Below are 26,492 nucleotides of genomic sequence, written 5' to 3'. Positions count from 1 at the left end.
AGAAAGCGGCCGACGAGCCGGCGGAGGATGGCCGTGTCGACACCTCAGGTACTCGATGAGCTGCTGCGTCAGCTGAGTTCTCGTGCCCGCCAGGACGCTGATCCCGATCCCGGTTCCGGAACCGGCCCCGATCCGCAGACGCTGATCGACTGGCTGGGGCGGCAACTCGGCGCGGAGATCGCCCTGGTGGACCGCTCGGGCACGGTGGAGGTCTCCACGGCCCGGTTTCCGGCGGACGTCGTCGGCGGTCTCCAGCCGGTGCCGGCGCGGTTGGCCGACGGGCAACTGGCGGCCACGGCCTCGCAGACGGGCCCGTACCACGTGCGGTGCGAAGCGTTGGGGCGGCGCGTGCCGCGTCCGGTGCTGGTCGTGGCCGGCCCGCGGCCGCTCACGCGGGAGGCGCTGGCGCTGACGTCCCATGTCGGCGCCCTGGTCGAGGTGGTGCGGCGCGCCCGGCGGGCCGACGACCTCGCCCTCCGCCATCAGCGGGCGGCGGCACGGCTTCGCTTGGCGATTCTCGCGGCCCTGATGACCGGAGAACCGACGCTGGCCCGGCGGATGACGGCCGGCGCCGTGCCGCCGCTGCTGGACGCCGGACGTCTCCGCGTCCACCTGCTGCGCTGCCCGCCGTCGCACCGCGGCAGGCTCATCGACGCCTACGAGGACGAGTCCGGCTATCACGGCCGGGGCCTGATGGTGCGCTGCCCCGTCTACGACGACCACCTCGTCTGCCTCCTGCCCCCGGACGACGGCGCCGGCCAAGCGGACGACGAGGCCCACCGAGCGGACGACGGCCTGGCCGCGTCCCTGCGGGCGCTGGTGCGGGACAACCCGGACTACGCGCTGGGCATCAGCGCCTCCGTGCCCCTGCCGGCCACCGCGCAGGCCTACGATCAGGCCCGCCACGCCCTGGCCGTCGCCTGCCACACGCCCGAACGGGTCGCCGACTACCACGGCCGGCCGCCGTTGGCCGGGCTGCTCCCTCGTCGGGAAGCCCTCGCCTGGGCCCGCGCCCTCCTGGGCCCGATCAGGGCGGCCCCCCGGCTCACCCTCGACATCACCAGCCTCGCCCTGCACTTCCCCCGCTCCGGTGTGGCGCGGCTGCTCGACGTCAGCCGCAACACCGTCACCGCCCATCTGCGACGCGTCCAGGACGCCCTCGGCCTCGACCTGCGGGACCCCCGCAGCCGCGCCGAACTCGCCCTGGCCCTGGCGATCAGCGATCTCCCGCCGCCCGAAGGCAACGGCGTGGACGAGCGTCCGCCGACGCCTTCGCTGGACGCTCTGCTGTCCACCGAAGCGGCCGTCACCTGGGCCCGCGCCTTCCTCCAGCCCCTGCGGTCCGGCGCGGACCACGCCGTGCACCGGACCCTGCGAGCCTGGATCGAGGCCGGCACCGACGCCCAGCGGACGGCCCGGCACCTCGGCATCAGCCGCGCCACCGTCCGCGCCCATCTGCGCACCGCCGAACAACTCCTGCAACGCACCCTGCTGATCCCGGGCCCCGGCACCCACGACCTGGTCCATGCGTTCCGCATCGCCGACCGTGCACCGTGAACAGCCGCCGCCCCGCGACTGCGCACCGTGCGCATTGCCCGCCGCCCGCGGCGCTTCCTAAGGTCTGTCCCACCTCGCCCGGCAAGCCACCCGCCGGGCGGGCAACGGGGGAGGGCGGGCCGTCGCCACGGGGGGAACAGCGTGACGGCCCGCCCTGGGCGCGCGGCTGGGCCGGTCCGCCGGGTCCGCCGGAACCACCACAGTGTGCCGCTGCGGTTGCGGCTGCCGCTGCCTGTGCCGCTGCCGTTCAAGGGCTGGGCGGGGCCGGAACGTCACCGCCCCATCGCCGTCGGCCCCCTCGCGCTCGCGACGCGGCGTCACGGCCCGCCTCACGCACTGTTCACCCCGGGTGACCGTACGCGCGCGGCGGTGTACGAGGATCTTGGCTCGCCTTCGCGCGGATCCGGCATCCACTCTGGCGTCATGAACCACGCGCTACCGCACACCGCCTCGCTCACCAGTACGTCTACGCAACTCCTGTCGTCCACGCGGCGAGGAGCCCGGCTCGCCCGGCTCCTCGCCGTGACCGAGCTGCGCTCCTGGGGCGCTCCGCAGGAGCTCACGGAGCGTGCCGAGATCGTCGTCGCGGAACTGGCCAACAACGCCGTCCTGCACGGCCGTCTGCCCGGCCGCTGCTTCCGGCTGACGCTCGTCCTCGACCCGCCGGCCGGCCGCCTCCGGGTCGAGGTCTCCGACGCCCGCGGGGAGCTCCGCCCCCAACTCCCGCCGACGGCAACCGAACCGGACGCGCTCAGCACCGGCGGGCGCGGCCTGGCGCTCGTCGCCGCCCTCGCCGACCACTGGGAGACCGTCCCCCGCCCGCCCAGCGGCAAGACCGTCCGCGCGGTGCTCATGGCACCGGCACCCTTGTGACCGTCCGCCCGGTGCGCCCCCTCACCGCCCGGACCGGCGAGGCCGGGGCCCGGCGGACGAACGGGCTAACGCGCCACGCGGTAGCGGAGGTAGACGGCCTTCGAGCCGAAGGTGCGGGTCTCGACGAGGTCGAGATCCACCCGGCGCTCGTGCCGCGGAAAGAACGGGGTGCCGCCCCCGACCAGCACCGGGTGGACCATGGTCCGGTACTCGTCGATCAGGCCCAGCGCGGCGGCCTCGGCGGCGAGCGTCGCGCCGCCGATCGCGATGTCGCCCTCGCCCGGCTCGGCCCGCAACCGCTCGATCTCCTCAGCCAGGCCGCCGGACGCCAGGCGGGCCCGGCCTTGGACCTCGGACAGCGTGGTGGAGAACACCACCTTCGGCAGCGGCTTCCACAGCGCGGTCCACTCGCGCGAGGCGTCGTCGAGCGACGGATCCTCGTCGGCGGTCTCCCAGTACAGCATCGTCTCGTACAGCCGCCGCCCCAGCAGGTGGACACCCACCTCCCGGATGTCGTCGATCCAGAAACGGAAGACCTCCTCGTCGGGCTCCGTCCATGCGAACTCGCCGTCCGGACCGGCGATGTAGCCGTCCAGGGAGACGCCCATCGAGTAGGTCACGCTGCGCATCGGAGGTCCTCCTCGGTCACGGGGTTCGACAGTACGGCTGCCGGGCGCCGGAGGCTACCGTGGCACGAGGAACTGACGGCTCGGCTGTTGTGCGCGGGAACCACGAGAGACGGGATGAACACCATGCAGGAATTGTGGCGCCGATTCGAGGAGTGGCTCCGGCGGAACGCCCCGGGCGATTATTCCGCGCTCCGCCCAGGAGCATCGGACGCCGATATATCCCGTCTGGAGAGCGGTATCGGCTTTCCGCTCCACGGTGAACTGAAGGCGCTCCTCTCGGAACACGACGGTGTCACACCCCGCAGATCCAGCACGGAGCCCGGCGCCTTTCTCCTCGGGTACAGCCTGCTGGATACCGAGGGAATCCTGGAATGGCATCAGAACCTCTCCTCGATGGCGAACGAAGCGGTCGAGGAAGGTTATGAGGAGGAAGTGGTCGGGCGCATCGCGCACACCCAGTGGGTTCCGTTCGCCCAGGACCTCACGGGTGATCTGCTGTTCGTCGACCATCGTACGGGCCACTACGGGGAAGTCGGCGAGATGTCGTTCGGCGACCCCGAATACGTGCTGCTCTGGCCGTCCATGGCTCCGATGCTGACCGACCTGTGCGACGCGGTGGAGGGATCGCTGCGGCTGCCGGCCGCGCGGCGCCGTCCGTCGGTCCATGAAGGGCGCATGCTGGAATGGGTCACGGGCTGACCCCGGATACGAGGCGTCCTGCCGGATCACGGTGATCCGGCAGGACGCCTCCTTCGCGGTGCCGCTGTCAGCTGATGTCGCAGACCGACTTGATGTCGCAGTATTCGAATCCGGTCTGGACGACATACGCGTCCTGGTCGAGCAGACGGATCTCGGACGTGAACCGCCCGAGGTCGCCACCGGCATCCGTGTTCTGCTTGGCCGGGACCGCGGCGCGGCCGCAGATCTCGTTCCAGGTCGGATACGGGTAGTTGTTGTCGAGCTTCAGCATCCAGCTTCCGTTGGATTGCTTGTCCGCGTAGAACTGCGCGCAGTGCTTGCCCGAAGATAGCGTCATCCCGCCGCTCTCACGGGATTTCGCGAACGGGTACTCGTCGCAACTGGTGCCGTCCGCGTTCGGATGCGGATTCCATTCCGCGACCGCGAGCATGCACATCTTGTCCCGGTTCTCCTTGGCCTTCGCCTCATCCGCCAGGCGGTGCAGTGGCTTGTTGTGCTGCTCGCTGCCCGGGTGTGAGGCCAGCTTCTCCATGAGCACCCAGTAGTACGCGGCAGCGGCCGGGTACTTCTTCGTGTTCAGCTGAAGCGTCGGCGTGTATCGGGGGAACACGCATCCGGTGTTGCCGCCCACCTTGTTGTCGCAGCGGACGTCGAAGGCGTTGTTGGTCCACTTCGGGACGGCCTGGACACCGGCGCTCGGTGTGGACCAGGCGGTGTTCCACGTGAAGTCCAGCTTCGATTCGCCCCCGGTGGTCTTCTTCCAGGTGTAGGTGTTGGTCCGGGTGGCGACGTGCGTGTCACCGGGGGTCCACGTCGTGCTGCCGATCCAGGGGCCGGTGCTCTCCGTGCAGTCGCCCGTCGGCCAGCAGTCCTCCGTGAACGACGTCAGCGTGGTGGAGGTGAGCCCCGTCATGTTGACCAGCGACAGTTGGGTCCACGTGGTGAACTCGTTCGACTTGGGGTCGAGGTTGATCTCCTGGACGACCTTCATGGTCGCGTTGCCGACGGGGGCGCCGTTCCGTGTCGCCGTCAGCGGAAGCAGGCCGCGCAGACATCCTTGCGTCCTGGTCTGCATGGCCGCGCCGTTGACATTCGCGCACCAGCCGACAGGGCCCGCGGCCGTGGCGGCTCGCTCGTCCCCCTTCAGAGACATGGCCTTCTTCTCGTCCAGCGGCACGTAGGAGCCGCACCAGCGGATCCCGTCGCGACCGGTCGCGCACTTCGGGCTCTCCGGCGCGGCGGCCGCCGACGACTTCAGAGCGGCGCCCGCAGGGACCTCCTCGGCATTCTGAGCGGCTACGAAGTTGACGTCGGGCGCGTTCGGGTCCGCCTCGGGGAAGACGATGTCGTTGAGACCGTCATAGTCCCCGGGTACGAAGGCGATGGCATCGTAGGCGATGTCCTTGGAGCCGTCGCCGCCGTTGAAGTTGTCCAGACTGACCTCGGGCACGGCATCGTTGAACCGGTACGCCCCCAGGTCGACCCACTTATTGGACTGGTTGGCGTCCTGGGAGACCGCCTTGACGGTGGTGCCGTGCGCGTGCTTGATGCGGTACTCGGCCTTGGAGGTCTGCGCCCCGTGGTCGGGTATGTGCGCGTACACCTTGGCCTGGCCGTCATGGGAGGTGATCCGGCTCCCGAGCTTCCACGTGCCCGTCACCTTCATGCGGTCGCCCGGCTCCGGGAACGTCTCGGGGGAGCGGGTGTGGGTGAACCAGAAGTGGTTGCCGTAGGCCGCTCCGATCTGATGCGTGTCGATCTTCCCCGGATAGGTGGTGATCGTGTCCCCGGTGTCCGCGTCGATGATGTCGGAGGGCCGGTAGGTGAAGGCGAACGTGCCGTCCGACCGCACCGCCCCGCATCCGCGCGCGTCCGATCCCGCCGGCGTGGTGCCGTCGGGCAGCTCGTCCACGATCAGCGCGTTCGAGGGCAGGCCGCTGGAGCAGCGCGGCGGATAGGAGTTGGCGTCCGGCTGCTCCGGATACGAGGTGTTGAAACGGTGCACCTGGTGGCCGCACTCGGCCCCGGTGTCGCAGTTCTTCCACTCGGCCGGCTTGTCCCACCAGCAGTGCAGCCAGTGGGGGTTGCTCTTGGAGTCACCCGCGTCGAGCTTGCAGGCGCCCAGGCCGGGATCGTTGGAGTCGTCTTCACCGATCTTGGACGGCTCGCAGTCGTTGGAGGCGTCGCAGAACAGGTCGAGCGGCGGCTTGACGGTGCTGCGGTCCGCATTGGTGTTCCACCAGGCGGCCAGATAGCCGGGCCGGAAGTCGCCGGGGGCGAACATCGCCGAGATCGGGCGGGCCGCCCAGCCGAGGACCTTCTCCTCGTACGGCCAGTCCTGCGGGTGCGCGGCATGGCTGTAGTCGTCCCCGGCCGGGTTCGTGGCGCTCTGCAGGAAGGGCACGCGGTTGGCCTTCCACAGCGGGTTGGCCGGGTTGTTGGTCCAGCCCAGCCCCTTGTGCCCGCCGGCGTCGGCGTCCGGGTAGAAGCCGGAGTTGTACGCCCACAGGGCGAAGAACCAGTTCTCGATCCACTGCGGGTGGCCGTCGTTGACCTTCATGCCGGCCCGGTAGGTCTGGTTCCACTTGTCGGAGAGGATCCGCACGCCGTAGGCGATGTTGGCGGTGTAGTCCAGCGCGACGGCCTCCTGGGTGTAGGTGGACAGCGCCGTCTCACCGTCCTTCTCCTTGCCGGACAGCCGCATGCCGTCGGTGGCCTGGGTGATGCCGTAACCGCAGTCGGCCTCGGAGAAGTTGATGCGCCACGGGTCGGCCTGCGTGCCGTCGGAGGTGTACTGGGTGCCGTAGTAGTTGCCGATCAGGCTGTTGGCGGTGACACCGGGGACGGCGAACCGCGTGGCCTGCCACATGTTGGACTCCTGCGCGGTGACGCCGAGCATCACCTGCGAGGGTATGTGCCAGCGGTCGGTGACGTCGGGGTCCTCGTTGTCGAGGGTGCCGTTGGGGTCACCGGCCAGCACCGTCGCCGGGAACAGGCCGCCCTGAGGCTGGTAGCCGCCCATGCCGGTGTTCTTCCAGTTCGGCGAGCGGTAGAAGTTCAGCTCACCGACGACGGCCTGGTCCACGGCCCATTCCACCTGCCGGGGAGTGGGCTGGAACGCCTGCTTCCGGACGTCGTTGCGGGCGACCCCGCAGTAGCGCTCATCCGTGCCCTCGGACGGGCTGTCCGCCCTGCCGGCGAGGGGCTGGGTGCGCACCGTCTGCGCGGACATCCCGCCCTCGTCGAGCGGCGCGGCGCCTCCCTGCGGCTTCGGCCCCTGCCGCGGCGCCGCCGGGAGCTCCAGGGCCGGTGAAGGGGCGCGTCCGACGGGGGCGTTGCCGCCGGCGGCCTTCGGGGTGACGTCCAGGGTGACGGTCTTCCCGGTGGCGAGCACGCGCAGCGTGGTGCGGGCGTCGCGGACCGCGTCGGCCTCGCTGGGCGTGATCAGGCTGGTCTTTCCGTCCGCCCAGGTGGTGGAGACGGCGGCGTGACCGAGGCTGGAGATGCGGGCGCCTTTGGCGAGGCGGCCCGGGTTCTCCACCTTGTCCGGCAGGCTGCCCTTCCCGGCCGCCTTGCCGGTGATGAAGACCTGCCCCGACGGGGTGCCCGTCAGGTCCCAGTCCCGCAGCCGCCCGGAGGCGACGGTGACCGGCGCGGCCTTCTCACCGGCCCTCACCTGCGAGCGGGTCAGGTGCTTGGCCCAGCTCACCGTCTCGGTGTCCGTCTTCTCCGGCTGCCGGTCGATGAAGGTGACGCCGCCGTCGCCGTCGGCCGTGATCTGGAACGGCACCGCCGTGGTGGCGGCGAGCACCCGCTCCTTGCTGCCGTTGATCCGCACCAGCTTGTTGCCGTGCGCGGCGACGATGCCGTCCCGGGTGGGGACGGCGGAGGTGACCTGCCCGGGGAACGCCACCGGCCGGGAGGGCTTGCCCGTGGCCGCGTCGACGCTGATCAGCCGGGTCTTCTGCTCGGCGTCGCCGTCCCAGGAGAGCTGGGTGAACACCGCCTGCCGGCCGGTGCCGCAGCCGGGGGAGAAGTGGGCCAGGGACGCGGTGAACGGCAGCTTGGTGACCTCGCCGCTGCCGAGATCGACGATGGCGGTGAACGCTCCCCGCACCATCAGCTCGGGCTTGTTGGTGAAGGTCCGGGGCGCGTACGCGACGGCCGCGTACTTCCCGGACCCGGTCAGGCAGGCGTTGCCGATCCAGGTGTCGGCGTCGAAGCCGTCCTCGGACAGGGTCGCGGCGGCCTTCCACGCGTAGCCGTCACGCTCGTCGGCGACGAGGAGATGGAAGCCGGTGCCGTCCCCGGACGTGGTGAACGCCTTGTCCTGTGACGCCGAGTGGCCGGGGCCGAGCACCGCCGTGCGGTCGCCCTTGGCCACGGAACGCGGCTTCGGCTCCGGCTTCTCGTCCGGCTTCCGGTGCGGCTCGGCATCGGCTTGCCCGGCCCAGCCTTGGGCCGCGTCGTCCGGTGGCGTGGGGCCGGCCGCTTGTGCGGGCAGGCTCAGGGGTAACGCCAGGGCGATCGCCGTCACCAGGGTGACGGGAACACGCCGGCGCCTGTACGCGTGTCTCACAGGCATCCTTAGTCGTCTGCTGCGGGTTGTCTTCTGCGCGTGGTGCATCGCGCGTTGCCTACCGCGCGTCGGCCTTGGCGAGCACCGTTTTCTTCGACGCCGTCGCCGATGCTGACAACGATGTCGTAATGCGCTGGTTCGTCCGTGTCGTTGTGCACGGTGACGGCGGTGAAGACGCCGTTCTCCTTGGGTGTGGCCTTCGCTTCCGCATCGCCGTGGCGCAGAATGCGCGTCCTGCCCTCCTGGGAGAACGACGGCACCGGATCCGACTCCTGCGGCGGCGCGCTGGGGTCGGGCGTGTTCGCTGAGGGTGCGCCAGTGGTCGTGGCGGCCTCGGTCGCCGGGGGAGAGGCGCCGGCGCTGCCGCTGTTCCCGCTCTCCGCGCTGCACCCCGCCGCCGGCGGGGTCGGGGCGTCAGCGGTGATCTGAAGCGCGGTGCGTAAGTGCACGGATCCCCCGTCACGGCGTTGAATGGTCCATGCCAATTTCGCACGGCCTCCGCACTCTAGCCACGCGCCGACACATCTTCAACACATATGTGACGGGGGAGGATCCCGGCACGGCACCTCGTACGGGACACCTCCGAGCCGACGGGCGGATGCCTGCCCCGCCGCCGGGCCCGTCCCAAGGGCCGGTTCCGCGGCTCCGGTCGGTCCTCGTCCGGGGAGTCAGGGGGCGAAGCTGAGGTAGGACAGGACGCGGCGCGGGCCGGCGATCAGGAGGCCGGGGACGAGCGCGGCGGCCACGTAGCACCAGGGGCGCAGGAATTCGGGGGCACCCAGGAGCGGCAGCAGCGGATGGACCGCCAGCGCGGCGCCCAGAGCGGCGAGGACGGCCGCCACCAGGCGCAGCGACTCCTTGAGGTGCTCCCGGGTGACGGACAGTGGGACGACATCGCGCAGGTCGTCCTCGGGCAGCAGCGCGCCGACGCGCCCCTGGGCGTACCGCTCGCCGATGGTGAGGAGTTTCCGCGCCAGGTCGCGCAGGGCCGTGTCCGGTTCGCTGTCGAGCCGGACGAGGTCCTGCCGGAGGGCGCCGGCGACGTGGGCGGCGTGGCGCCGGGCCGATTCGTGGCGCGGGGAGGAGGAGGCGATGGTCCCGACCGTGTGGTGCGCGCGCAGAAGGTCCCGCTCGATGCGGCGGCATCGGCGGTCGAGGGCACGTAGACGGGAGAGGTCTGCCAGGGAGGGCCGTTCGAGGATGTCGGCGCACAGGACGGCCGCCCGCGTGGTCCTGACCGTGAGCCGGTGCCGTACGGACGCGCCGCCCGCGCGGGTCCGCCGGATGAGCCAGACGAGGGGCGGCCAGGGCAGGGTGAGGGCGGCGATGACCGCGTAGACGTTGACGTACACGGGGTCGGGATCGTTTTCGTTGACCGGTAAGGACGTGGTGCCGGAGACTGCCGCGGACACGAATGGCGGAAGCAGCAGTACGAAGACCAGGATGCCGATGAGCAGAGAGCCTTCAGCCAGGTCGTTCCCGTCCGTGTGATAGGCCCGCAAGGCCGCTTTCGTCTCCGGGAATTCGGCCTCCGGCAGACCCAGCCGGGCCGGTGCCTCCTCCAGCTCGCGGACCGCCTCGGCCGCCGACCGTTCGGCGGAACGCCGGGCGGAGGCCGCCATGTACTCGCCGAGCGGATCCCTCATGGCCGCCACCGGGGCCCTCCCCTCCTCGCTGCCATCGTGCCGGAGCACGCCGGGCGGCGAGCGGCATTCCGGAGAACCAGGCTTCGCCGATCGCCTGTTGGGCAGCCTGCTCGGCGAAGGCGCGCGGGCGGAAGGCGGCCGGCGGCCGCAGGCTCATCGTTGCGGCGGAAGGCCCCGCGTTCCGGTGCCGGAGAACCGATAGGCGATCAGTGCCCAGAAGGCCGCCACGATGACCAGGCCGATCCACGCCTCGGTCAATCCCCTGGCGAGAATGAGGAACAGCAGGAGAAGCACGCACGGCACGGTGATCCATATGGTCACCCGCAGGTTTCTCATAGTTCTGGCGGAACCTGTGAACCTGCTCGCGTCCATGCGTTGGCCTCTCTCGTCTGTACCAGCGTTTTTCTGCGGTCAGCGACTTCTCGGGGAGCCGGTCACGTAGATGGCCGTGCCACACAGTGCGGAGAGGACGGCCAGCCCCACCCAAGCGCCGTGCATGCCCTGGAAGATCATCAGGAAGACGAGGAACAGCGCGAAGAGGAAAGAGGCGACGAGCCACATCCTCAGGAACCGATTGTTCTCACCGGAGAACCTCTTCATCCTCCACCCTTCTCGGAAGGGCCGAGGAGACCGGCTGAACCCCTCGGCCCCGCATGGTGTTCAGTCCCTTTGCCGGCAGCCTCGGTCGTCACGTTGCGAGCGCCCGGGCGCGACGCGGCTACTCGCGGGAGCCTCCTGTACCGGACGACGCCCATGCCCACGGCCGGACCGGCGAGGAGGGCAAGCGGCGTGCCGAAGGCCCGCCCCGCTGACGCTCCGCCGGAGAACAGGATGGCGGTGATCACCGCGTGGAGAGCCATGGAGGCCAGAAGGAAGGAAGCCCACGGCCCCCTGGACGGCCTGTGTTCAGCCCGGCCCGTCATGATGTCCTCTCGCTTTCAGCTCCCGGCCGGGGCGACTTCGCGCAGCGCATCCCCCTGGCTGCGACTACGGCTGGTCCCTCCGGATGGAGCCGACGAACAAGTACCCGGCCCCCGCGATACAGACGACCATTCCGAGCACGACCCAGCCGCCGCTGTTCCCCGAGCCGATGAGGAAGACGGAAAGGGCGACCCCGAGTACCGTGAACACGGTCGCGAAGAGCGAGTGGCGCCTGACCGTCGCCCGCTGTTCAACGGTCCAGCCAATCCTGGCCACAGAACCTCCCTGCCGGTGCGTCGGTGCGCTTGCAGTGCGAACTGACCGCCGTCGTCATGGAGTTGAGCGTGCCCCCGAGTTCGCGGATGAATCCGGCGCCCTTCCCGCCGAACACCGAACTCCGAGCGGCAGCGCCGACCGGCAGCGGCGGCCGGTGAAGGACGAGGTGGCTGAGCTCGTGCAGTGAGGGGGCGCCGGCCCGATCGCGTGGAAGCACACCGGTCACCGGAGAGAACCTCCGACGGGCACCCCGTCGTCATGAGAGAAAGGAAGAACAGGCAACCGATCCGTCAGTCCCCGATAGAGCTTCTTCCTTGCCACCTCGGGCCGGCCGGCTGCGCGCGGACGGCGGGTTGCCGGCGATGCGGCCTGTCAGCCGAAGATGTCCAGGAAGTCCAGCGAGGAGCCCGCGTCGCCGGTGGGGCGGGGCCGGATCGGGCGCGGCTCCGGGTAGGTCTCCGTTGCGGCCCGCGCCCGGACGATGTCGGGCCCGCCGCACGCCGCGACCGCGAAGGCGCCGAAAACCTTGGCGAACGCGGCGGGGTCGCGGAACTCCACGCCGAACGCCCGGCCGTCCAGCAGCGGCACCCAGACCACCCGGTCGAACCGTTTCCATTCCCCCACCGGCTGATCGTCCGCGGTCGACCTCCCCTCCAGCCACAGCCGCGCCACGTGCAGCAGGTTCACCTTCTCCATCGGCAGCCGCTTTCTCCGCACCCGCAGTTCCCGTGCCGTCAGCTCGACGTCCTGGTCCTTCCTCGAGTACCAGACGACGCCGATCCCGAAGGGCACCCACAACAGGACCCCGATCACCGGCCAGACCAGAGCGTCGCCCCACGACCGGAGCAGCCCGCCGTCCAGCAGGGACAGGGCCCCGAAGACCAGGGCCCACTTCGCCGTCATCCGCCAGAATCCGCTGCTCTGCCGGTACAGAACCCGTCGCTTCCCCGTCATCCCCATGCCCGCACGCTATCCGCCGCCCCGCAGCCCGCCCTGGTGCCCCCGATGGGGTACAGCTCGGGACCGGTGAGTTCGGCAGCGGCCGGGCCGGACCGGTCGGGCCGGGAGTCATGGGGCCACTGTCGTGACTCAAACCGCTTGAGGCGCACGTCCGTTGACGTCCCACCAGAGGCGCATGCGGGGATCCGCCTCCGGGGTGATGCGGTCCCCGCCAGGGGCGGGGGAGGCTGCGAGTGCACGCCAGGACCGGCAGGAAAAGAGAAGACCGCATGGAAACGAACACGGAGCCCGACTGGAACACCGTGGGAATCCTGGGGGCCGCCCGCGGCGCCCGGCCGGGGACCGACGGGGCCATCGGTACCGAGCATCTCCTCGCCGGCGTCACCACGTCCAAGGGGGCGGCCCGCGCGGCGCTCGCGGACGAGGGGGCGACCAAGGTCGCGGTGGCGGCGGTGCTGCGGGCCAGGAAGGACGGGGACGCCGCGTGGAGCGGCACCGATGACACCGAGGGCAGCGTCGCGGCACAGGCCGTGCTGGGGGACGACGGCGACCGGGGCGTCCGCCTCACGGGCGCCGCGGCCAGGGCGCTGACCGCGGCGATGCGGCAGGCGCGGCGGGAGGGCGCGGCCAAGTTCGGCGCGGTGCATCTGCTGCGGGCGCTGCTGGAGGAGGACAACCGCGCGGTGGAGCTGCTGGGGGCGTGCGGCATCGCACCGCAGGCCGTACGCGCCCGCCTCGACGGGGGCGACGGCGGCCCCGGGAGCGCGGGGGGCGGGGGCTCCGCGGGCGCGGGGGACGACCTCCACCCGCTGCTGCGCCCCACCCGCGACGTTCTCCTCGGCCGTGCCCGCTACCGCCGGATGCCGTTCTGGCAGCGGTGGGTGGTCAAGTACGGCGCGGTCAACTGGGCCGTGATGCCGGCCGGATGGGTCAGGTGGGAGACGTACGAACAGGCGCGCCGTCTCGGCGACCGCGCGGTGGGCACCGAGCACGTCCTGCTGGCGGTCCTGGCCACCCACGAGGTCGTACTCCGGTACCCGCACCTGATGGAGGACGGCGCCCCAGCGCCCGGCACCCGGTACGCGGGCGGCGCGCGGCTGGCCGCCCTGGGGCTCGACCACGCCTCGGTGCACGGCGTGCTGGCCGGCGACCGCGTGGAGCTGAGGCCCGACCCCCGTCCCGCCGAGCGGTACCTCGACGAGGCCGCGGGCCGGGACGCCGGCGGGCAGAGCGGACCGGACGGCGGACCGAGCGGCGGACCGGCGGCCGAGCCGGGCGGGGACCCGGGCACCGGCCCCCTGGTCGACATCCTCCTGCGGGAGGAGACCCGCGCCCGGCAGCTCATCGACGCGCTGATCTCCGCCGCCGGCGACTGACGGGGGCGTGGCCCGGGCCCGTGCACACGCCGGTCACCAGGGCCCGGTGCGGGGGACCGGGGCGTCCCGTACGGCCCCCAGTCCTCCGGTGTCCGGCGCCCGCCGGACGGTCACACGCGGGTCCACTGCTGGCCGGCCCGGCCGTCGCAGGTCCACAGGACGAGCGGAGTCCCGTTGGCGGTACCGGACCCGTCGGTGTCCAGGCACAGCCCGGCGTGGACGTTGCGGATCGACCCGTCGGGGCCCAGGGTCCACTTCTGGTTGTCCTGCCCGTTGCAGGGCCAGGTGACGACGCGGGTGCCATTGGCGGTGCCTTGCTCGTAGGCGTCCAGGCACTTGTCGCCGAAGACCCGGATCTCGCCGCCGGCCCAGGTCGTCCAGAGCTGGTTCGCTGCCGTGTGGCAGTCCCAGATCAGCACCGTCGCGCCGGCCGCGGTGGAGGCGTCGTCCACGTCGAGGCAGCGGCCGGACCCGGTGGAGCGCAGGCGGGAGGTGGTGGCGGCGAGCGGGCTGCCGCCGGTCACCCGGTACACGGCGACGCCGTGCGCGGGGACGCTCGCCGAGATCCGGCCGGATGTGCTCGACGTGCCGCCGGTCCACAGGTCGGTGAGGGTGAACGACCCGCCGGACAGCCCGGCTTCCGCGGCCGTGGTGGTGACGGTCGTGGTGGCGCTCCCGCGGTTGAACAGGCCCACGGCGACCGATCCGTCGGACAGGGCCTTGGCGAACACCTCGGTGTCGCCGTCGTCGCGCACTCTGCGGCCGCCCGCGCCCAGCGCGTCCTGGTTCACCGCCAGCAGGCGGGGGTTGCGCAGGACCGCGCTCACGTCGGAGGACATGGTGCGGATGTCGTTGCCCGCCATGAGCGGGGCGGCCAGCAGCGCCCACAGGGCGAAATGGGAGCGGGACTCGGTCAGGGACAGGCCGGGGCGGCCGACGACGAGCATGTCGGGATCGTTCCAGTGGCCGGGGCCCGACTGCGCCGCCAGGGGCGCGGTGACGTCCAGGACGTTGCCGACGCCCATCGGGTAGCTGTTGGTGTTGCCGTTCTGCCAGATGTCGAGCAGATCCTCGGTCGTCCGCCACAGATCGGCGACCTCGCCCCAGTTGTACTTGTCGCCCGTGATGGCGTGGAAGCTGTTGGGGTTGATGCTGTAGACGATCGGTCGTCCGGTCGCGCGCAGGGCGTCGCGCATGAGAGTGAACCGCGCGACCTGCTCGTCACGGGTGCCGCTGGAGGAACACCAGTCGTACTTGAGGTAGTCCACTCCCCATGAGGCGAACGTGGCGGCGTCCTGGCGCTCGTGCCCCTTGCTGCCCGTCGATCCCGGGTAGGTGCCCACGCCCTGCGCGCAGGTCTTCTCGTTCGGTGCCTGGTAGATGCCGAACTTGAGGCCCTTGTCGTGGATGTAGTCGCCGAGCGCCTTCATCCCGCTGGGGAACTTCGCCGGGTTGGCCCGCAGGTTGCCCGCGGCGTCGCGCTGCGGATCGAACCAGCAGTCGTCGACCACCACGTACCGGTAGCCGGCGTCCCGCATGCCGGAGGACACCATCGCGTCGGCGGCTTCGCGGACCTGTGCCTCGGTGATCCCGCACCCGAAGCTGTTCCAGCTGTTCCAGCCCAGCGGCGGGGTGACCGCGGGACTTCCGGGCGCGGCCCGGGCGGCCGGGGCCGAGGCCGAGGCCGTGACACAGGTGGTGACCGTCAACGCTGCGGCCGCCACGAGGTGGAACAACCGCCTGCCTGGTCGTAGGGGCACCGTCCGTTCCTTTCGAAAGAGGGGCCGGGCACGGGTGGCGCGGGACAAGCAAGGCTTTCGATATATCGAACGGTATTCGATGTGTCAGACATTCATGGATGGTAGGGAGGCCTTGGGCGGTGTCAATACCGCCGGTGCGCCGGCACGCGAGGGAGAAGCCGTCCCGGGTGCTCCCGTCCTGATGGGGTGTCATCCGGAAAGGGGGTCAGAGGCCGGCGGAGTTCGCGTGCCGGCCCCGAAAGCCGGGGGCCATTCGGTGCGCGGTGCTGAAGTCGGCGGCGTCGTGGGGGTGTTGACGAGTGCCGCGTGTCTCCTAACATGCATGACGTCCGATGCTTCGGCCGCTGGTCGAAATGCCGAACACTGCGTCGGTGCGGCCGTACGTGCCGGCCGGACCCGCATCGTGGCACCCGCAGTCCGCACCGCCCGCACACCAGTACCGGTAAGGCCCCCCACGCCACCGCGCCGGAAGCCCGGAAACGCTCGGTGAACGTTGGTGAGCCCCGCCCCGGAGCCGCACCACCCGCGCCACCGGACACCGCCCCCCACGGCGGGTCCGGAGGGTCACAACAGCCGATCCACCCCGCTCACCCGACCGTGTCCCCCACCACCACGTCGCAGAGGGGTTCCCCCCACATGTCATGGCTGCATCACGCATGGAGCCGACGCCGGGCGCTGACCACGGCCTCCGGCCTGGCCGCCGGAGCGGCCCTTCCCGCCGCGCCGGTCCTGCCGGGCATCCCCGGCCCGGTGGCCGCCGCGGCGCCCGCGGACCAGTACACGAACCCGGTGCTCTGGCAGGACTTCGCCGACATCGACATCATCCGCGTCGGCGACACGTACTACTACTCCGCCTCGACCATGCACTACTCGCCGGGCGCACCCGTCCTCCGCAGCCACGACCTGGTCAACTGGGAGTTCGCCGGCCACTCCGTCCCGGTCCTCGACTTCGGTCCCAAGTACGACCTGAACGGAGCCCGCGGCTACGTCCGGGGCATCTGGGCGTCGTCGCTGGCCTACCGCCCGGGCAACAGGACGTTCTACTGGCTCGGGCAGATCGACTTCGCGAAGACGTACATCTACACCGCCGCCTCCGCCGAGGGCCCGTGGAGCAGGCTCACCACCCTCGACACCGCGTACTACGACGCGGGCCTGCTGGTCGACACCGACGACACCCTGTACGTGGCGTACGGCAACACCACCATCAGCGTGGCCCAGCTCTCCCCGGACGGGCGCGGCCAGGTCCGGGCCCAGCAGGTGTTCAGTACGCCGTCGAGCGTCGGCACCCTGGAGGGCGCCCGCTTCTACAAGATCAACGGCAACTACTACATCTTCCTGACCCGCCCCGCCAACGGCCAGTACATCCTCAAGTCGACGAGTGGCCCCTTCGGGCCGTACACGATGCGGCAGGTCCTGCTCGACCTCCGCGGACCGGTCCCCGGCGGCGGGGTCCCGCACCAGGGCGGACTCGTGGAGACGCCGAACGGGGCCTGGTACTACCTGGCGTTCGTGGACGCGTACCCCGGCGGCCGGATCCCCGTCCTGGCACCGGTCACCTGGACGGCGGACGGCTGGCCCGTCGTGCAACTCGTGGACGGCGCCTGGGGCGCGTCGTATCCGAGCCCGGCCGCGACCGCCCCGCCCCGGCAGCTCACGTCCATGACCGGTGCCGACACCTTCGACGGGACGGCCCTCAAACCGCGCTGGGAGTGGAACCACAACCCGGACAACACCCAGTGGTCCGTCAACTACGGGCTGACGCTGCGGACCGCGACCGTCACCCACGACCTGTACTGGGCCCGCAACACCCTCACCCACCGCATCCAGGGCCCCACATCCACCGCCACGGTCGAGCTCGACCACGCGGCGATGCGCGACGGCGACCGGGCCGGACTCGTCGTGCTGCGCGACGCCTCCGCCTGGATCGGCGTCAAACGCGACGGCGGCAGGGCCCGGGTGGTCATGGTCAACGGGCTGACGATGGACGCCAACTGGAACACCACCGGCACCGGTACCGAGGCGGCGGGCGCCGACATCTCCGGCAGCCGGGTCTGGCTGCGCGCGACCGCCGACATCCGCCCCGGCGCGCCCCGCCCCGCGACCTTCTCCTACAGCACCGACGGCACCACCTTCGTCCGCCTGGGCCCCGCTTTCACCATGGCCACGAGCTGGCAGTTCTTCATGGGCCACCGGTTCGCGATCTTCAACTACGCCACCCAGGCACTCGGCGGCTCGGTCCGCGTCCCGCGGTTCGAGCTCTCCACTCCCTGAGACGCCCACTCTCAGAGGCAGCCCACAAGGAAAGAACGAAAGGAAGGAAGACGATGAGACGCAGCTCCCTCCTGGTGTCCATGACGCTCGCGGCACTGCTCGTCATGGTCCCCACCGGCACCGCGGTGAGCAGCGAGACGGGCGCCACGGCGGCGCCCCCCGCCGCCCGTACCGCCACCGGGACCGCCGGGTGCGGCAAGGCCCCGACCCTCAACAGCGGTACGCACACGATCAACAGCGGCGGCCAGAACCGCCAGTACATCCTCAGGATCCCGGCCAACTACGACAACAACCGTCCCCACCGGCTCGTCTTCGGGTTCCACTGGCTGAACGGCACCGCCCAGGAGGTCGACTCCGGCGGATCCGACGGCTACAACTGGTCCTACTACGGCCTCAGAAGGCTCGCGGAGAGCACGGGCAGCCCGACGATCTTCGTCGCGCCGCAGGGCCTCAACAACGGCTGGGCCAACTCCGGCGGCCAGGACGTGGCCCTCTTCGACGCCGTGCGCCAGCAGGTCGAGGCGGCCCTGTGCGTCGACGAGACCCAGCGGTTCTCCGCGGGATTCAGCTACGGCGGCGCGATGACGTACGCCCTCGCCTGCACCCGGGCCTCGGTGCTCCGGGCGGTCGCCGTCTACTCCGGCGCCCAGCTCAGCGGATGCAACGGCGGCACCGAGCCCGTCGCGTACATGGGGCTGCACGGCGGCCGGGACAACGTGCTGCCCATCTCCATGGGTCGGCAGCTGCGCGACACCTTCGTCCGGAACAACGGCTGCGCCCAGCAGAACCCGCCCGAGCCGCAGAACGGCAGCCTGAGGCACATCGTCACCGCCTACTCCGGCTGCCGGGACGGATACCCGGTCGTCTGGGCAGCGTTCGACAGCGGCCACACCCCGGGTCCGGTGGACGGGTCCACCGGGCAGAGCTGGCAGACCTGGACGTCGGCGGAGGTCTGGAAGTTCTTCACCCAGTTCGAGTCCGGTACGCCCACCGGCGCCCGGTAGGCAGGGAAGGCGGCTCCGGCTCCCGGACAGCGGAAAGCCCGTGTGGGCGGCTCGCGCCGCCCACACGGGCTTCTTTCCGACTTCGGTGTCCGAGGGGGGACTTGAACCCCCACGCCCGATAAAGGGCACTAGCACCTCAAGCTAGCGCGTCTGCCATTCCGCCACCCGGACGAGGTGTCCGCCGCCGTGGCCGTGGCCTGTGGCGACGGGAAAACCATAGCAAACATCCGGGGCCGCTCGATCACCCGGCCGGTTCCCTCCCCGGGCGCCCGCGTCCGGCGCCCGCCCGGTATCCGCCCGGCGTCGGAGTCCCGCCGGCGGGCCGCTTCCCCGGCGGGCGGGATGCCCGGTGCCGCGGCCCTCCGGCGGGGCCCTTGGGGAGCGGGCCGGGGCGGGGGAGGATGGTGGGGAAGCCCGCCCGGCGGCGGCCGCTGATCCGGCCGGCCGGGACGCACTCAGAAAGGCAGGCCAGCGTGAGCGAGTCGCATTCCGCCGCCGCGACCACCGGCAGGGTCACCGGACAGTCCACCGGCAACGTCACCGGCGAGGACGAGGTGGTGGATCTCTGCCGGGACCTGATCCGGATCGACACCAGCAACTACGGGGACCACTCCGGACCGGGCGAGCGCGCCGCCGCCGAGTACGTCGCGGAGAAACTCGCCGAAGTCGGCCTGGAACCGCGGATCTTCGAGTCGCACCCGGGCCGCGCCTCGACCGTGGCCCGGATCGAGGGTGAGGACCCCTCCCGGCCCGCCCTGCTCATCCACGGCCACACCGACGTGGTGCCCGCCAACGCGGAGGACTGGACGCACCACCCCTTCTCCGGTGAGATCGCCGACGGCTGCGTCTGGGGCCGCGGGGCCGTCGACATGAAGGACATGGACGCGATGACGCTCGCCGTCGTCCGCGACCGGCTGCGCAGCGGACGGAAACCCCCGCGCGACATCGTGCTGGCCTTCCTCGCCGACGAGGAGGCGGGCGGCGTGTACGGGGCCCGGCATCTCGTCGACCGGCACCCGGACCTCTTCGAGGGCGTCACCGAGGCCATCGGGGAGGTCGGCGGCTTCTCCTTCACGGTCAACGAGAACCTCCGCCTCTACCTGGTGGAGACCGCGCAGAAGGGCATGCACTGGATGCGCCTCACCGTGGAGGGCACCGCCGGCCACGGCTCGATGACCAATACGGACAACGCCATCACCGAACTGTGCGAGGCGGTCGGCCGGCTCGGCCGGCACCAGTTCCCGGTGCGGGTCACCAAGACCGTGCGGTCCTTCCTCGACGAACTGTCCGACGCGCTGGGCACCCCGCTCGACCCCGAGGACATGGACGAGACCCTGGCCAAGCTGGGCGGCATCGCCAAGATCATCGGCGCGACGCTGCGCAACACGGCGGCCCCCACCATGCTCGGCGCCGGCTACAAGGTCAACGTGATCCCGGGGCAGGCCACCGCCCATGTCGACGGCCGCTTCCTCCCCGGCCACGAGGAGGAGTTCCTGGCCGATCTCGACCGCGTCCTCGGCCCGCGGGTGAAGCGCGAGGACGTGCACACCGACAAGGCCCTGGAGACCGGCTTCGACGGGTCGCTCGTCGACGCCATGCGGTACGCGCTGAAGGCCGAGGACCCCATCGCGCACGCCGTGCCGTACTGCCTCTCCGGCGGCACGGACGCCAAGTCCTTCGACGACCTCGGCATCCGCTGCTTCGGCTTCGCGCCGCTGAAGCTCCCGCCCGAGCTCGACTTCGCGGGCATGTTCCACGGCGTGGACGAGCGGGTACCGGTGGACGGTCTCACCTTCGGCGTCCGGGTGCTCGACCGCTTCCTCGACCGCTGCTGAACTCCGCCGGACACCGCTGAACTCCGGCTCCGCGCCGGAAAATCAACGCGATGTGTGCCTCTCGCCGGAAAGAGTGAAGCGCCGCGGCGGCTCGTTCCCCCTTTACTCCTTCCTCGTTACAGGGAGTGCGATCCGAGGTCGGGTTCGCAGTGCCAACTAGGAGGAACGAAATGATCAAGAAGGTCGTGGCTGTCGCCGCTGCCGCCGGCGGAATCATGTTCGCCGGAGCCGGTATGGCCGCCGCCGACTCGGGTGCCGAGGGGTCCAGCGCGGACTCTCCCGGCATCGTGTCCGGCAACGTGATCCAGGCCCCGGTGAACCTGCCGGTGAACCTGTGCGGCACGACGGTCTCGGTGATCGGCGCGATGAACCCCGCCTACGGCAGCTCCTGCTCATCCTGACGCAGCGACGGCCCGCGAGGGTGTGATCGCCGGGGAGCCCCGGAGCGCAAGCCACGCACTCCGGGGCTGTCCGTTTCCGGCGGCGGGCGGGAACAAGCCCGCGCGCCTTTCGAATGGCAGAGACAGAGGAAACGAATCCATGCGACATGTCGCGAGGAAGAGCCTGATCACCGCAGCGGCCGCGGGCGGCGTACTCGCCGCCACCGCCGGCTACGCGTGCGCCGACTCCGGCGCCGAGGGAGGCGCCGCGAACTCGCCGGGGATCCTCTCCGGCAACTCGGTCCAGGCACCGGTCAACGCGCCCGTCAACGTCTGCGGTACCACCGCCAGTGTCGTCGGCCTGCTCAACCCCGCCGCGGGCAACGACTGCGACAGCTCGGGCAACGCCACCGTGGCCCAGGGCAAGGCCAGTGACTCCGAAGGCATCGCCTCGGGCAACTCGGTCCAGGCCCCGGTCAACGCCCCGGTGAACGTCTGCGGCACCGGGGTCAGCGTCATCGGCGTGGGCAACACCGCCGGGGACAACGACTGCGGCGGCGGCTCGGACGCGGGAGACCCCGGCGACCCGGGTGACCCGGGTGACCCGGGTACCCCCGGCGGTCCGGGCGGTCCGGGTACCCCCGGAGACCCGGGCACCCCCGGAGACCCGGGCGGTCCGGGTGAGCCCGGTGACCCGGGCGGCGAGGAGCCGGGCAGCCTCGGTGAGGAGTGCCCGGGCGGCGAGGAGTGCCCGGGCGGTCCGGAGACCGCGGAGGGCGGTGGCGAGTCGCCGGCCGGCGAGGAGACCACCCTCGTCGACCAGCCCGAGGGCATCGAGACCCTCGCCGAAACGGGCAGCGACTCGCTGGCGGTCACCCTGCCGCTCAGCGCCGGGCTTCTCATCGGCGGTGCGCTGCTCTACCGGCGGTCCCGGGTCAAGGCCTGAGGCTGCCCCACGCGTGTGCCCGGCCCGCCACGGACCGGGCACACCCATGACGGCACGACCGGGGAGCGGGTCCCGTTTCGGGGCCCGCTCCCCGCGTGTGTGCGGGGCGCGCCCTACCAGGTGGCGCGGAGCTGGCGGATGATCCGGCGGCGCAGCCGCACCCTGCGGCTGCCGTCGCGCATGAGCAGAAGACGGTCCAACTCCCAGTGCCCGTACTCGGCGTGGTCGGTCAGCAGGCGGGTCGCCGCGCTGCGGGAGACCCCGCGCGGCACATACACGTCACGAAATTCATATTCCGGCATCGCATCTATTGTGCGGGCAAGGCCCATGTACGGATAGCGTCTGCACTATGTCTGATGCTGCTCAGCCATCCGCTGCCGAGGTACGCGCCGCCGCCGAGGCGGTCAAAGCCGCGCTGGACCGACACCTCGAAGCGGTCGAGCGCCGGTCGGGCGAGGACGACCCGGCCGTCTTCACCGCCTTCAACGAGCTGGCGGCGGCAGCCGAGGAATACGACGAACTGCTGTACGAGGCGTACGACGAGGTCACCCCGTTCGAGATTCCCGGGGACGGCTCGCTGCCCGCCTACACGGGCCCGGAGAATCCCAGCGCCCTCAGCGTGCTGATCCGGCGCGACTACTCCGTCGCCGAGACCCGCCGGCTCCTCGCCCAGGCCGAGCGGATCGTGGAGCTGGACCCGGACGCGGAACCCGCCGTGAACGGGGCCCGCGCGGAGATCGCCGGAGTGGGCAGCAGCGTGCACACCGCCCTGGGCGTGCTGTTCGGGGAGTTCGAGCCCGACGAGATCGCCTCCCGGCACAAGGAGTTCGGGCTGGAGGAGGGCGACTCCACCCTCTGGGTGACCGCCGCCGACGAGCCCGCCGAGCCGGGGGAGTGGCTGAACGCTCCCTTCGACGACGTGGACCCGCAGCGCGTCCTCTGCCGCTTCGACGTCAGCTCCGTCTTCGACGAGGAGGACTTCGAGGAAGAGGAGGACGAGGAGGACGAGGCCGAGGAGGCCCTGCCCGACGGGCTGGAAATCCTCGCCCCGGACACCCCCGGCACCGGGCGCTGAGTCCCCGCCCTCCCGGGCCGCGCGCCGTCCGGGCCCGGGCGGCCCGCGGAGCCCGGGGCGGGGAGACGGCTCGCCCGTCGGCGGACCGCCGCGCCCGGCGGTTTGCCGGCCCTCGCGCAGCCTCGGCCCTGTAGCCCCGCAGCCGTCAGGACACGGTTGTCCCGGGGCCGGTTCGCGGCCGGAATCCCGGGCCCGGCCCGGGGGCACGGGAGCCGACCGCCGCGGTGACCGGTCGGCCCGGGGACGCGAGCCCGTACCGGCCGCGGGTTCCACGGGCCCCTGCCGCCGACGGAGACCGCCGGCGGGAGACCGGGGCAGCCCCGGCCTCCCCAGGAGGGCCCGGCTGCCGGGCCCGTGAGCGTGTTCAGCCCTGCGCGGGCGGCGGGGTGAGGGCGCGCAGCAGGGTCCGCAGCCGGGTGGTGCGCTCCGTCACCGGCACCTCGGCGACCGCCCGGGGGAGGGCCTGCTCCACTCCGTGCACCACGGACAGATGCCGCTCGGCCCGCCCGAACGCCGTGTAGACCCAGGCCCGGGTCAGCGCCGGCGCCGCGTCACCGGGCAGGACCACCACGGCCGCCGGCCAGGTGGCCCCGGCCGCCTGGTGCGCGGTGAGGGCCCAGCCGTGCCGTACGGCCCCGCCCGCCACCCGCTCGCGCGGCACCGTGATCCGGCCGCCGTCCCCCTCCAGCCGCAGTCCCTCGGCGTCGGCCGAGACCACGGTGCCCATCAGGGCCCGGCCCGGAGCCGGGCTGTACACCACCCGGTCGCCCGGGTCGAAGCCGCCGAACCGCCCCGGCCCCGGGTTGAGCCGCTCCTTGAGGGCCGCGTTCAGCGCCCGGGTGCCGGCCGCTCCGCCGTGGCCGGGCGTGATGACCCGGGTCTGCTCCGGCGGCACCCCGAACGCGCGCGGTACCGAGTCGGCGACGAGCTGCACGGTGCGGTGCACGGCCTCCCCGGCGTCCCGGACCGGCACGATCACCACCTCCTTGCCGGGGGCATCCACCGAGGGCAGCTCGCCGATGCCGACGGCCGACACCAGCTCGCCGATCGGGCCCGGGTCCGGGGTGCGCGAGGTGATCCGGGGGCAGAAGCCGGCGGACAGCAGATCGGCGAAGACCTTGCCCGGGCCGGCCGACCAGAGCACGCCCGGGTCACCGCTGAGCACCAGCCGGGCGCCGTCCGGCAGCGATTCCACGAGCATCGCGGCCGTCTCCACATCGAGTTGGGGCGCGTCGAGGACGACGAGCAGATCCAGCTCCAGCGCTCCCTCCGGGTCCCGCCCCGGGCCCTCGGCGCCCGCGAGCAGACCGGCGACCGTCACCACGGCGCCGTCCCCGTCCGCCATGCCGTCCGTGCCGACCGCGCCGTCCGTGCCGACCGGTTCCGCGGAACCCGCCGCGGCGAGCAGTTCCCCGGCCCGCCGGCGGCCCGCCGGCGTGTGCACGGCGGCCCAGGCGCGCAGGCCCAGGGCGCGCGCGGCCGCGACCAGGGCCAGCGGCTCGGCCCGCGCCGTCTCCCCGCCCGTGTGCGCCACCAGTCCGTGCCGGGCGGCCGCCCGGATCAGCTCGGCGGCGGACGGCGACGGCGCGGCCTCCGCGGCGGCCTCCCAGGCGGCGGCGTCCGGGCCGGAGCCCGCGGTTCCGTCCGCGCCGACATCCGCGCCGCCGTCCTGGGGCCCGGCAGGGGTTCCGGCCGGGCTTCCGTCCGGGGCGAAGCCGCTCGCGATCCGGCCCAGGCCGTCCGCGAGGCTCTCCTCGGCCAGGGCGTAGCGGTCGAGGCCCAGCAGCACCCGGACCGGCTGCTCAGCCTCCCCGCCCTCCGCCTCCCCGCTCTCCGGCTCACCGGCGGGACGGGACGAACCGCCCGGCCCTCCGGCGCCGGGGGCGTCCAGGGCGTCCTGGAAGACAAGCACCGCGCCCCCGGCGATCGCGTCGCGCAGCGCCGCCTCGGGGTCGGGCACCGACTGGCGGGCCAGCGCCTCGCTCAGCGCCGAGGGCTCGAGGGCCGTGTGCCCCCGGAGCGCGGCCCGCTCCAGGAGCCAGGTGGTCAGCGCCCGGGCCCGGCGCTCGTCCCCCGGGCCGGCCTCCGGGCCCAGCAGGGCCCGTGCGAAGCCGTCCGCCTGCTCCGGCTGGACGCCCGGTACGGCGAGCAGCTGCCAGGGGTCTTCGCGGAGCGCTTCCGCGGCCCGCTCCCCGAGGAGGTCCGTCACCGGCTCCGCCAGCGTCTCCGGAGCCCCGCCCGCGGCCAGCACCTCCCGCACCGTGGCGCTCGCGGCCGTCCGCTCCGGCGAGGGCGGCCGGATGCCGGGCACCGCGGGGGAGCCGGGCGCGGGGCCGGCTCCGTGCCCCGCCGCCCGCGGCGCGGGCGCGGGGGAGCGGCCGGGCTCCGCCGCGGGGGCGGGACGCCGGGCGGCCGGCCGGGGTTCGCTGAAGAAGGACGAGGCGGGCCGCTCCCCGCGCTCCACGGCCCGCACGGCCGCGGCGAGCGCCTCGGCCGCCGGCGGTCGCCGGGAGGCGCCCTCACCGGCACCGCTCTCCCCGGCGGGCGGTGCCGGTGCCGGCGTGCCGGGGGAGGCGGGGGCCTCCTCCGGCGCCGGGGCGGCGGCAGCGGTCTCGCCGGCGGGGCGCTCCGTGGTCACAGCGTGCTCCAGTCCTGGTCGGGATAGCGGTGCAGGGGCGCCGACACGTCGTCGAGCGCCCGGCAGATCTCGTCGGGAAGACTAAGCGCTTCCACTGACAGCGCCGCCGAGAGCTGCTGTGCGTTCCGCGCGCCCACGATGGGGGCCGCGACCCCCGGCCGGTCCCGGACCCAGGCCAGGGCGACGTGCAGCGGGGTGGTGGCCAGCCCGTCGGCCGCGGTGGCGACCGCGTCCACGATCCGGCCGGCGGCCTCGTCGAGATACGGGGCGACGAAGCCGGACATGTGCGCCGAGGCCCCGCGCGAGTCGGCCGGTGTGGTGTGCCGGTACTTGCCGGTGAGCACGCCCCGGCCCAGCGGGGACGAGGGCAGCAGCCCCACTCCGAGATCCAGGGCGGCGGGCAGCACCTCCCGCTCGACACCGCGCTGCACCAGCGAGTACTCCATCTGCGTACTGGCCAGCCGGGTGCGGCCGGGGACACCGAGCTGCCAGGTCGCCGCCTTGGCGAGCTGCCAGCCGCTGTAGTTGGAGACGCCCACGTACCGGGCCCGGCCGCTGCTCACCGCGATGTCCAGCGCCTGCAGCGTCTCCTCCAGCGGGGTCGCCGGGTCGAAGGCGTGGACCTGCCACAGGTCGACGTGGTCGGTGCCGAGCCGTTCCAGGGACGCGTCGAGGGCGGCCAGCAGATGGCCGCGCGAGCCGTCGAAGCGCCGCTCCGGGTCGGGGACGCTGCCCGCCTTGGTCGCGATGACGAGGTCGCGGCGCGGGACCAGGCTCTCCAGGAACTGCCCGAGGAGATACTCCGCCGCGCCGTCGGCGTAGACGTCGGCCGTGTCGACCAGGGTCCCGCCCGCGTCCCAGAACGCCTTGAGCTGCTCGGCGGCGTCGTGCTCGCCGGTGTCACGGCCCCAGGTGAGGGTGCCGAGCCCGATCCGCGATACCCGCAGGCCGGTTCGGCCGAGATGCCTCTGCTCCATGGGCGCAGAGAGTACTGGCCGCCGGACGGACCGCGGTGACGCGTGTCATACCGGCGGGCGGGCGCCCGGCCCGTTCCGGCACTGCCGGTG

General features: G+C 72.4%; 22 protein-coding genes, 1 tRNA gene and 1 pseudogene. 11 read left to right on the top strand and 13 right to left on the bottom strand.

The features are described 5' to 3' along the window. Positions 1-27 precede the first annotated feature (27 nt). Together IF83_RS0101680 and IF83_RS0101675 are read left to right on the top strand one after the other, a co-directional pair. Positions 28-1,557 carry a helix-turn-helix domain-containing protein gene (locus IF83_RS0101680; protein WP_030542183.1) on the top strand — a complete coding sequence of 510 codons (1,530 nt, stop codon included), beginning with the start codon at positions 28-30 and terminating at the stop codon, positions 1,555-1,557. A 423-nt stretch (positions 1,558-1,980) separates the two neighbouring features. Then, complete coding sequence (locus IF83_RS0101675) at positions 1,981-2,430, top strand: ATP-binding protein (protein WP_030542182.1); 450 nt, start codon at positions 1,981-1,983, stop codon at positions 2,428-2,430. A gap of 65 nt (positions 2,431-2,495) precedes the next feature. Here IF83_RS0101675 and IF83_RS0101670 read toward each other — a convergent pair whose 3' ends face one another. Continuing rightward, a complete protein-coding gene (locus tag IF83_RS0101670) occupies positions 2,496-3,059 on the bottom strand; it encodes a dihydrofolate reductase family protein (RefSeq protein WP_030542181.1) in 564 nt (187 codons plus the stop codon). Positions 3,060-3,173: 114 nt separating this feature from the next. Between IF83_RS0101670 and IF83_RS0101665 the strand changes: the two genes are divergently transcribed. Continuing rightward, complete coding sequence (locus tag IF83_RS0101665; RefSeq protein WP_030542180.1) at positions 3,174-3,758, top strand: SMI1/KNR4 family protein; 585 nt, start codon at positions 3,174-3,176, stop codon at positions 3,756-3,758. A gap of 67 nt (positions 3,759-3,825) precedes the next feature. Here the strand turns inward: IF83_RS0101665 and IF83_RS29705 are convergent, their stop codons facing one another. Together IF83_RS29705 and IF83_RS33545 are read right to left on the bottom strand one after the other, a co-directional pair. After that, a complete protein-coding gene (locus IF83_RS29705; protein ID WP_244176744.1) occupies positions 3,826-8,337 on the bottom strand; it encodes a golvesin C-terminal-like domain-containing protein in 4,512 nt (1,503 codons plus the stop codon). An 8-nt stretch (positions 8,338-8,345) separates the two neighbouring features. After that, complete coding sequence (locus tag IF83_RS33545; protein ID WP_158710968.1) at positions 8,346-8,597, bottom strand: hypothetical protein; 252 nt, start codon at positions 8,595-8,597, stop codon at positions 8,346-8,348. Positions 8,598-8,634: 37 nt separating this feature from the next. Between IF83_RS33545 and IF83_RS35235 the strand changes: the two genes are divergently transcribed. Then, positions 8,635-8,766, top strand: a complete 132-nt coding sequence (locus IF83_RS35235) for a hypothetical protein (protein ID WP_279617203.1) — start codon at positions 8,635-8,637, stop codon at positions 8,764-8,766. Between the two features lie 239 nt (positions 8,767-9,005). On the opposite strand, the gene IF83_RS30985 is transcribed toward IF83_RS35235, so the two are convergent. From IF83_RS30985 to IF83_RS0101630, 5 genes are all read right to left on the bottom strand, one after another. Continuing rightward, positions 9,006-9,992 (bottom strand): hypothetical protein, encoded by a 987-nt coding sequence (locus tag IF83_RS30985; RefSeq protein ID WP_051722346.1) that lies wholly within the window; start codon positions 9,990-9,992, stop codon positions 9,006-9,008. Between the two features lie 144 nt (positions 9,993-10,136). Then, complete coding sequence (locus IF83_RS0101645; protein ID WP_158710967.1) at positions 10,137-10,304, bottom strand: hypothetical protein; 168 nt, start codon at positions 10,302-10,304, stop codon at positions 10,137-10,139. A gap of 90 nt (positions 10,305-10,394) precedes the next feature. Next, positions 10,395-10,583, bottom strand: coding sequence for a hypothetical protein (locus IF83_RS0101640; RefSeq protein WP_030542175.1), 189 nt, complete (start codon positions 10,581-10,583; stop codon positions 10,395-10,397). Between the two features lie 387 nt (positions 10,584-10,970). Beyond that, complete coding sequence (locus IF83_RS0101635; RefSeq protein WP_030542174.1) at positions 10,971-11,180, bottom strand: hypothetical protein; 210 nt, start codon at positions 11,178-11,180, stop codon at positions 10,971-10,973. Between the two features lie 372 nt (positions 11,181-11,552). Beyond that, positions 11,553-12,140 (bottom strand): hypothetical protein, encoded by a 588-nt coding sequence (locus IF83_RS0101630; protein WP_030542173.1) that lies wholly within the window; start codon positions 12,138-12,140, stop codon positions 11,553-11,555. 269 nt (positions 12,141-12,409) lie between these two features. On the opposite strand from IF83_RS0101630, the gene IF83_RS0101625 reads away from it, so the two are divergent. Continuing rightward, positions 12,410-13,516 carry a Clp protease N-terminal domain-containing protein gene (locus IF83_RS0101625; protein ID WP_030542172.1) on the top strand — a complete coding sequence of 369 codons (1,107 nt, stop codon included), beginning with the start codon at positions 12,410-12,412 and terminating at the stop codon, positions 13,514-13,516. 110 nt (positions 13,517-13,626) lie between these two features. Here the strand turns inward: IF83_RS0101625 and IF83_RS0101620 are convergent, their stop codons facing one another. Continuing rightward, positions 13,627-15,276 carry a glycoside hydrolase family 27 protein gene (locus tag IF83_RS0101620; RefSeq protein ID WP_030542171.1) on the bottom strand — a complete coding sequence of 550 codons (1,650 nt, stop codon included), beginning with the start codon at positions 15,274-15,276 and terminating at the stop codon, positions 13,627-13,629. Positions 15,277-15,912: 636 nt separating this feature from the next. On the opposite strand from IF83_RS0101620, the gene IF83_RS0101615 reads away from it, so the two are divergent. Together IF83_RS0101615 and IF83_RS0101610 are read left to right on the top strand one after the other, a co-directional pair. After that, entirely contained in the window at positions 15,913-17,547 is a 1,635-nt protein-coding gene (locus IF83_RS0101615) for a glycoside hydrolase family 43 protein (protein ID WP_030542170.1), read from the top strand. 53 nt (positions 17,548-17,600) lie between these two features. Next, positions 17,601-18,536 (top strand): annotated as a pseudogene (locus IF83_RS0101610) (CE1 family esterase); the annotation flags it as partial. Between the two features lie 101 nt (positions 18,537-18,637). Here the strand turns inward: IF83_RS0101610 and IF83_RS0101605 are convergent. Further along, positions 18,638-18,722: transfer RNA gene (locus IF83_RS0101605), tRNA-Leu, on the bottom strand. Positions 18,723-19,024: 302 nt separating this feature from the next. Between IF83_RS0101605 and IF83_RS0101600 the strand changes: the two genes are divergently transcribed. The 3 genes from IF83_RS0101600 (at position 19,025) to IF83_RS0101590 (ending at position 21,712) form a co-directional block, all read left to right on the top strand. After that, positions 19,025-20,386: a M20/M25/M40 family metallo-hydrolase gene (locus IF83_RS0101600; protein ID WP_030542168.1), complete on the top strand. Its 1,362-nt coding sequence runs from the start codon at positions 19,025-19,027 to the stop codon at positions 20,384-20,386. Positions 20,387-20,556: 170 nt separating this feature from the next. Next, complete coding sequence (locus IF83_RS0101595) at positions 20,557-20,787, top strand: chaplin (protein ID WP_030542167.1); 231 nt, start codon at positions 20,557-20,559, stop codon at positions 20,785-20,787. A gap of 139 nt (positions 20,788-20,926) precedes the next feature. Beyond that, complete coding sequence (locus IF83_RS0101590) at positions 20,927-21,712, top strand: chaplin (protein WP_030542166.1); 786 nt, start codon at positions 20,927-20,929, stop codon at positions 21,710-21,712. Positions 21,713-21,825: 113 nt separating this feature from the next. On the opposite strand, the gene IF83_RS0101585 is transcribed toward IF83_RS0101590, so the two are convergent. After that, the gene (locus IF83_RS0101585) at positions 21,826-22,014 is read right to left on the bottom strand and encodes a DUF5703 family protein (RefSeq protein WP_030542165.1); all 189 of its coding nucleotides are present in this window, start codon (positions 22,012-22,014) and stop codon (positions 21,826-21,828) included. A 47-nt stretch (positions 22,015-22,061) separates the two neighbouring features. On the opposite strand from IF83_RS0101585, the gene IF83_RS0101580 reads away from it, so the two are divergent. Beyond that, positions 22,062-22,787: a hypothetical protein gene (locus IF83_RS0101580; protein ID WP_051722345.1), complete on the top strand. Its 726-nt coding sequence runs from the start codon at positions 22,062-22,064 to the stop codon at positions 22,785-22,787. Between the two features lie 364 nt (positions 22,788-23,151). On the opposite strand, the gene IF83_RS0101575 is transcribed toward IF83_RS0101580, so the two are convergent. Both IF83_RS0101575 and IF83_RS0101570 read right to left on the bottom strand, forming a co-directional pair. Beyond that, on the bottom strand, positions 23,152-25,491 hold the full coding sequence (locus tag IF83_RS0101575) for a helix-hairpin-helix domain-containing protein (protein ID WP_078843058.1): 2,340 nt from the start codon (positions 25,489-25,491) through the stop codon (positions 23,152-23,154). Next, positions 25,422-26,402 (bottom strand): aldo/keto reductase, encoded by a 981-nt coding sequence (locus tag IF83_RS0101570; protein WP_030542162.1) that lies wholly within the window; start codon positions 26,400-26,402, stop codon positions 25,422-25,424. The genes IF83_RS0101575 and IF83_RS0101570 overlap by 70 nt, the downstream gene beginning before the upstream one ends. Positions 26,403-26,492: the final 90 nt, after the last annotated feature.

Origin of the sequence: Streptomyces albus subsp. albus, from assembly GCF_000719865.1 — a bacterium.
GTDB classification, from domain to species: Bacteria; Actinomycetota; Actinomycetes; order Streptomycetales; family Streptomycetaceae; genus Streptomyces; species Streptomyces albus_E.
This window is presented reverse-complemented; position numbering and strand designations above follow the sequence as displayed.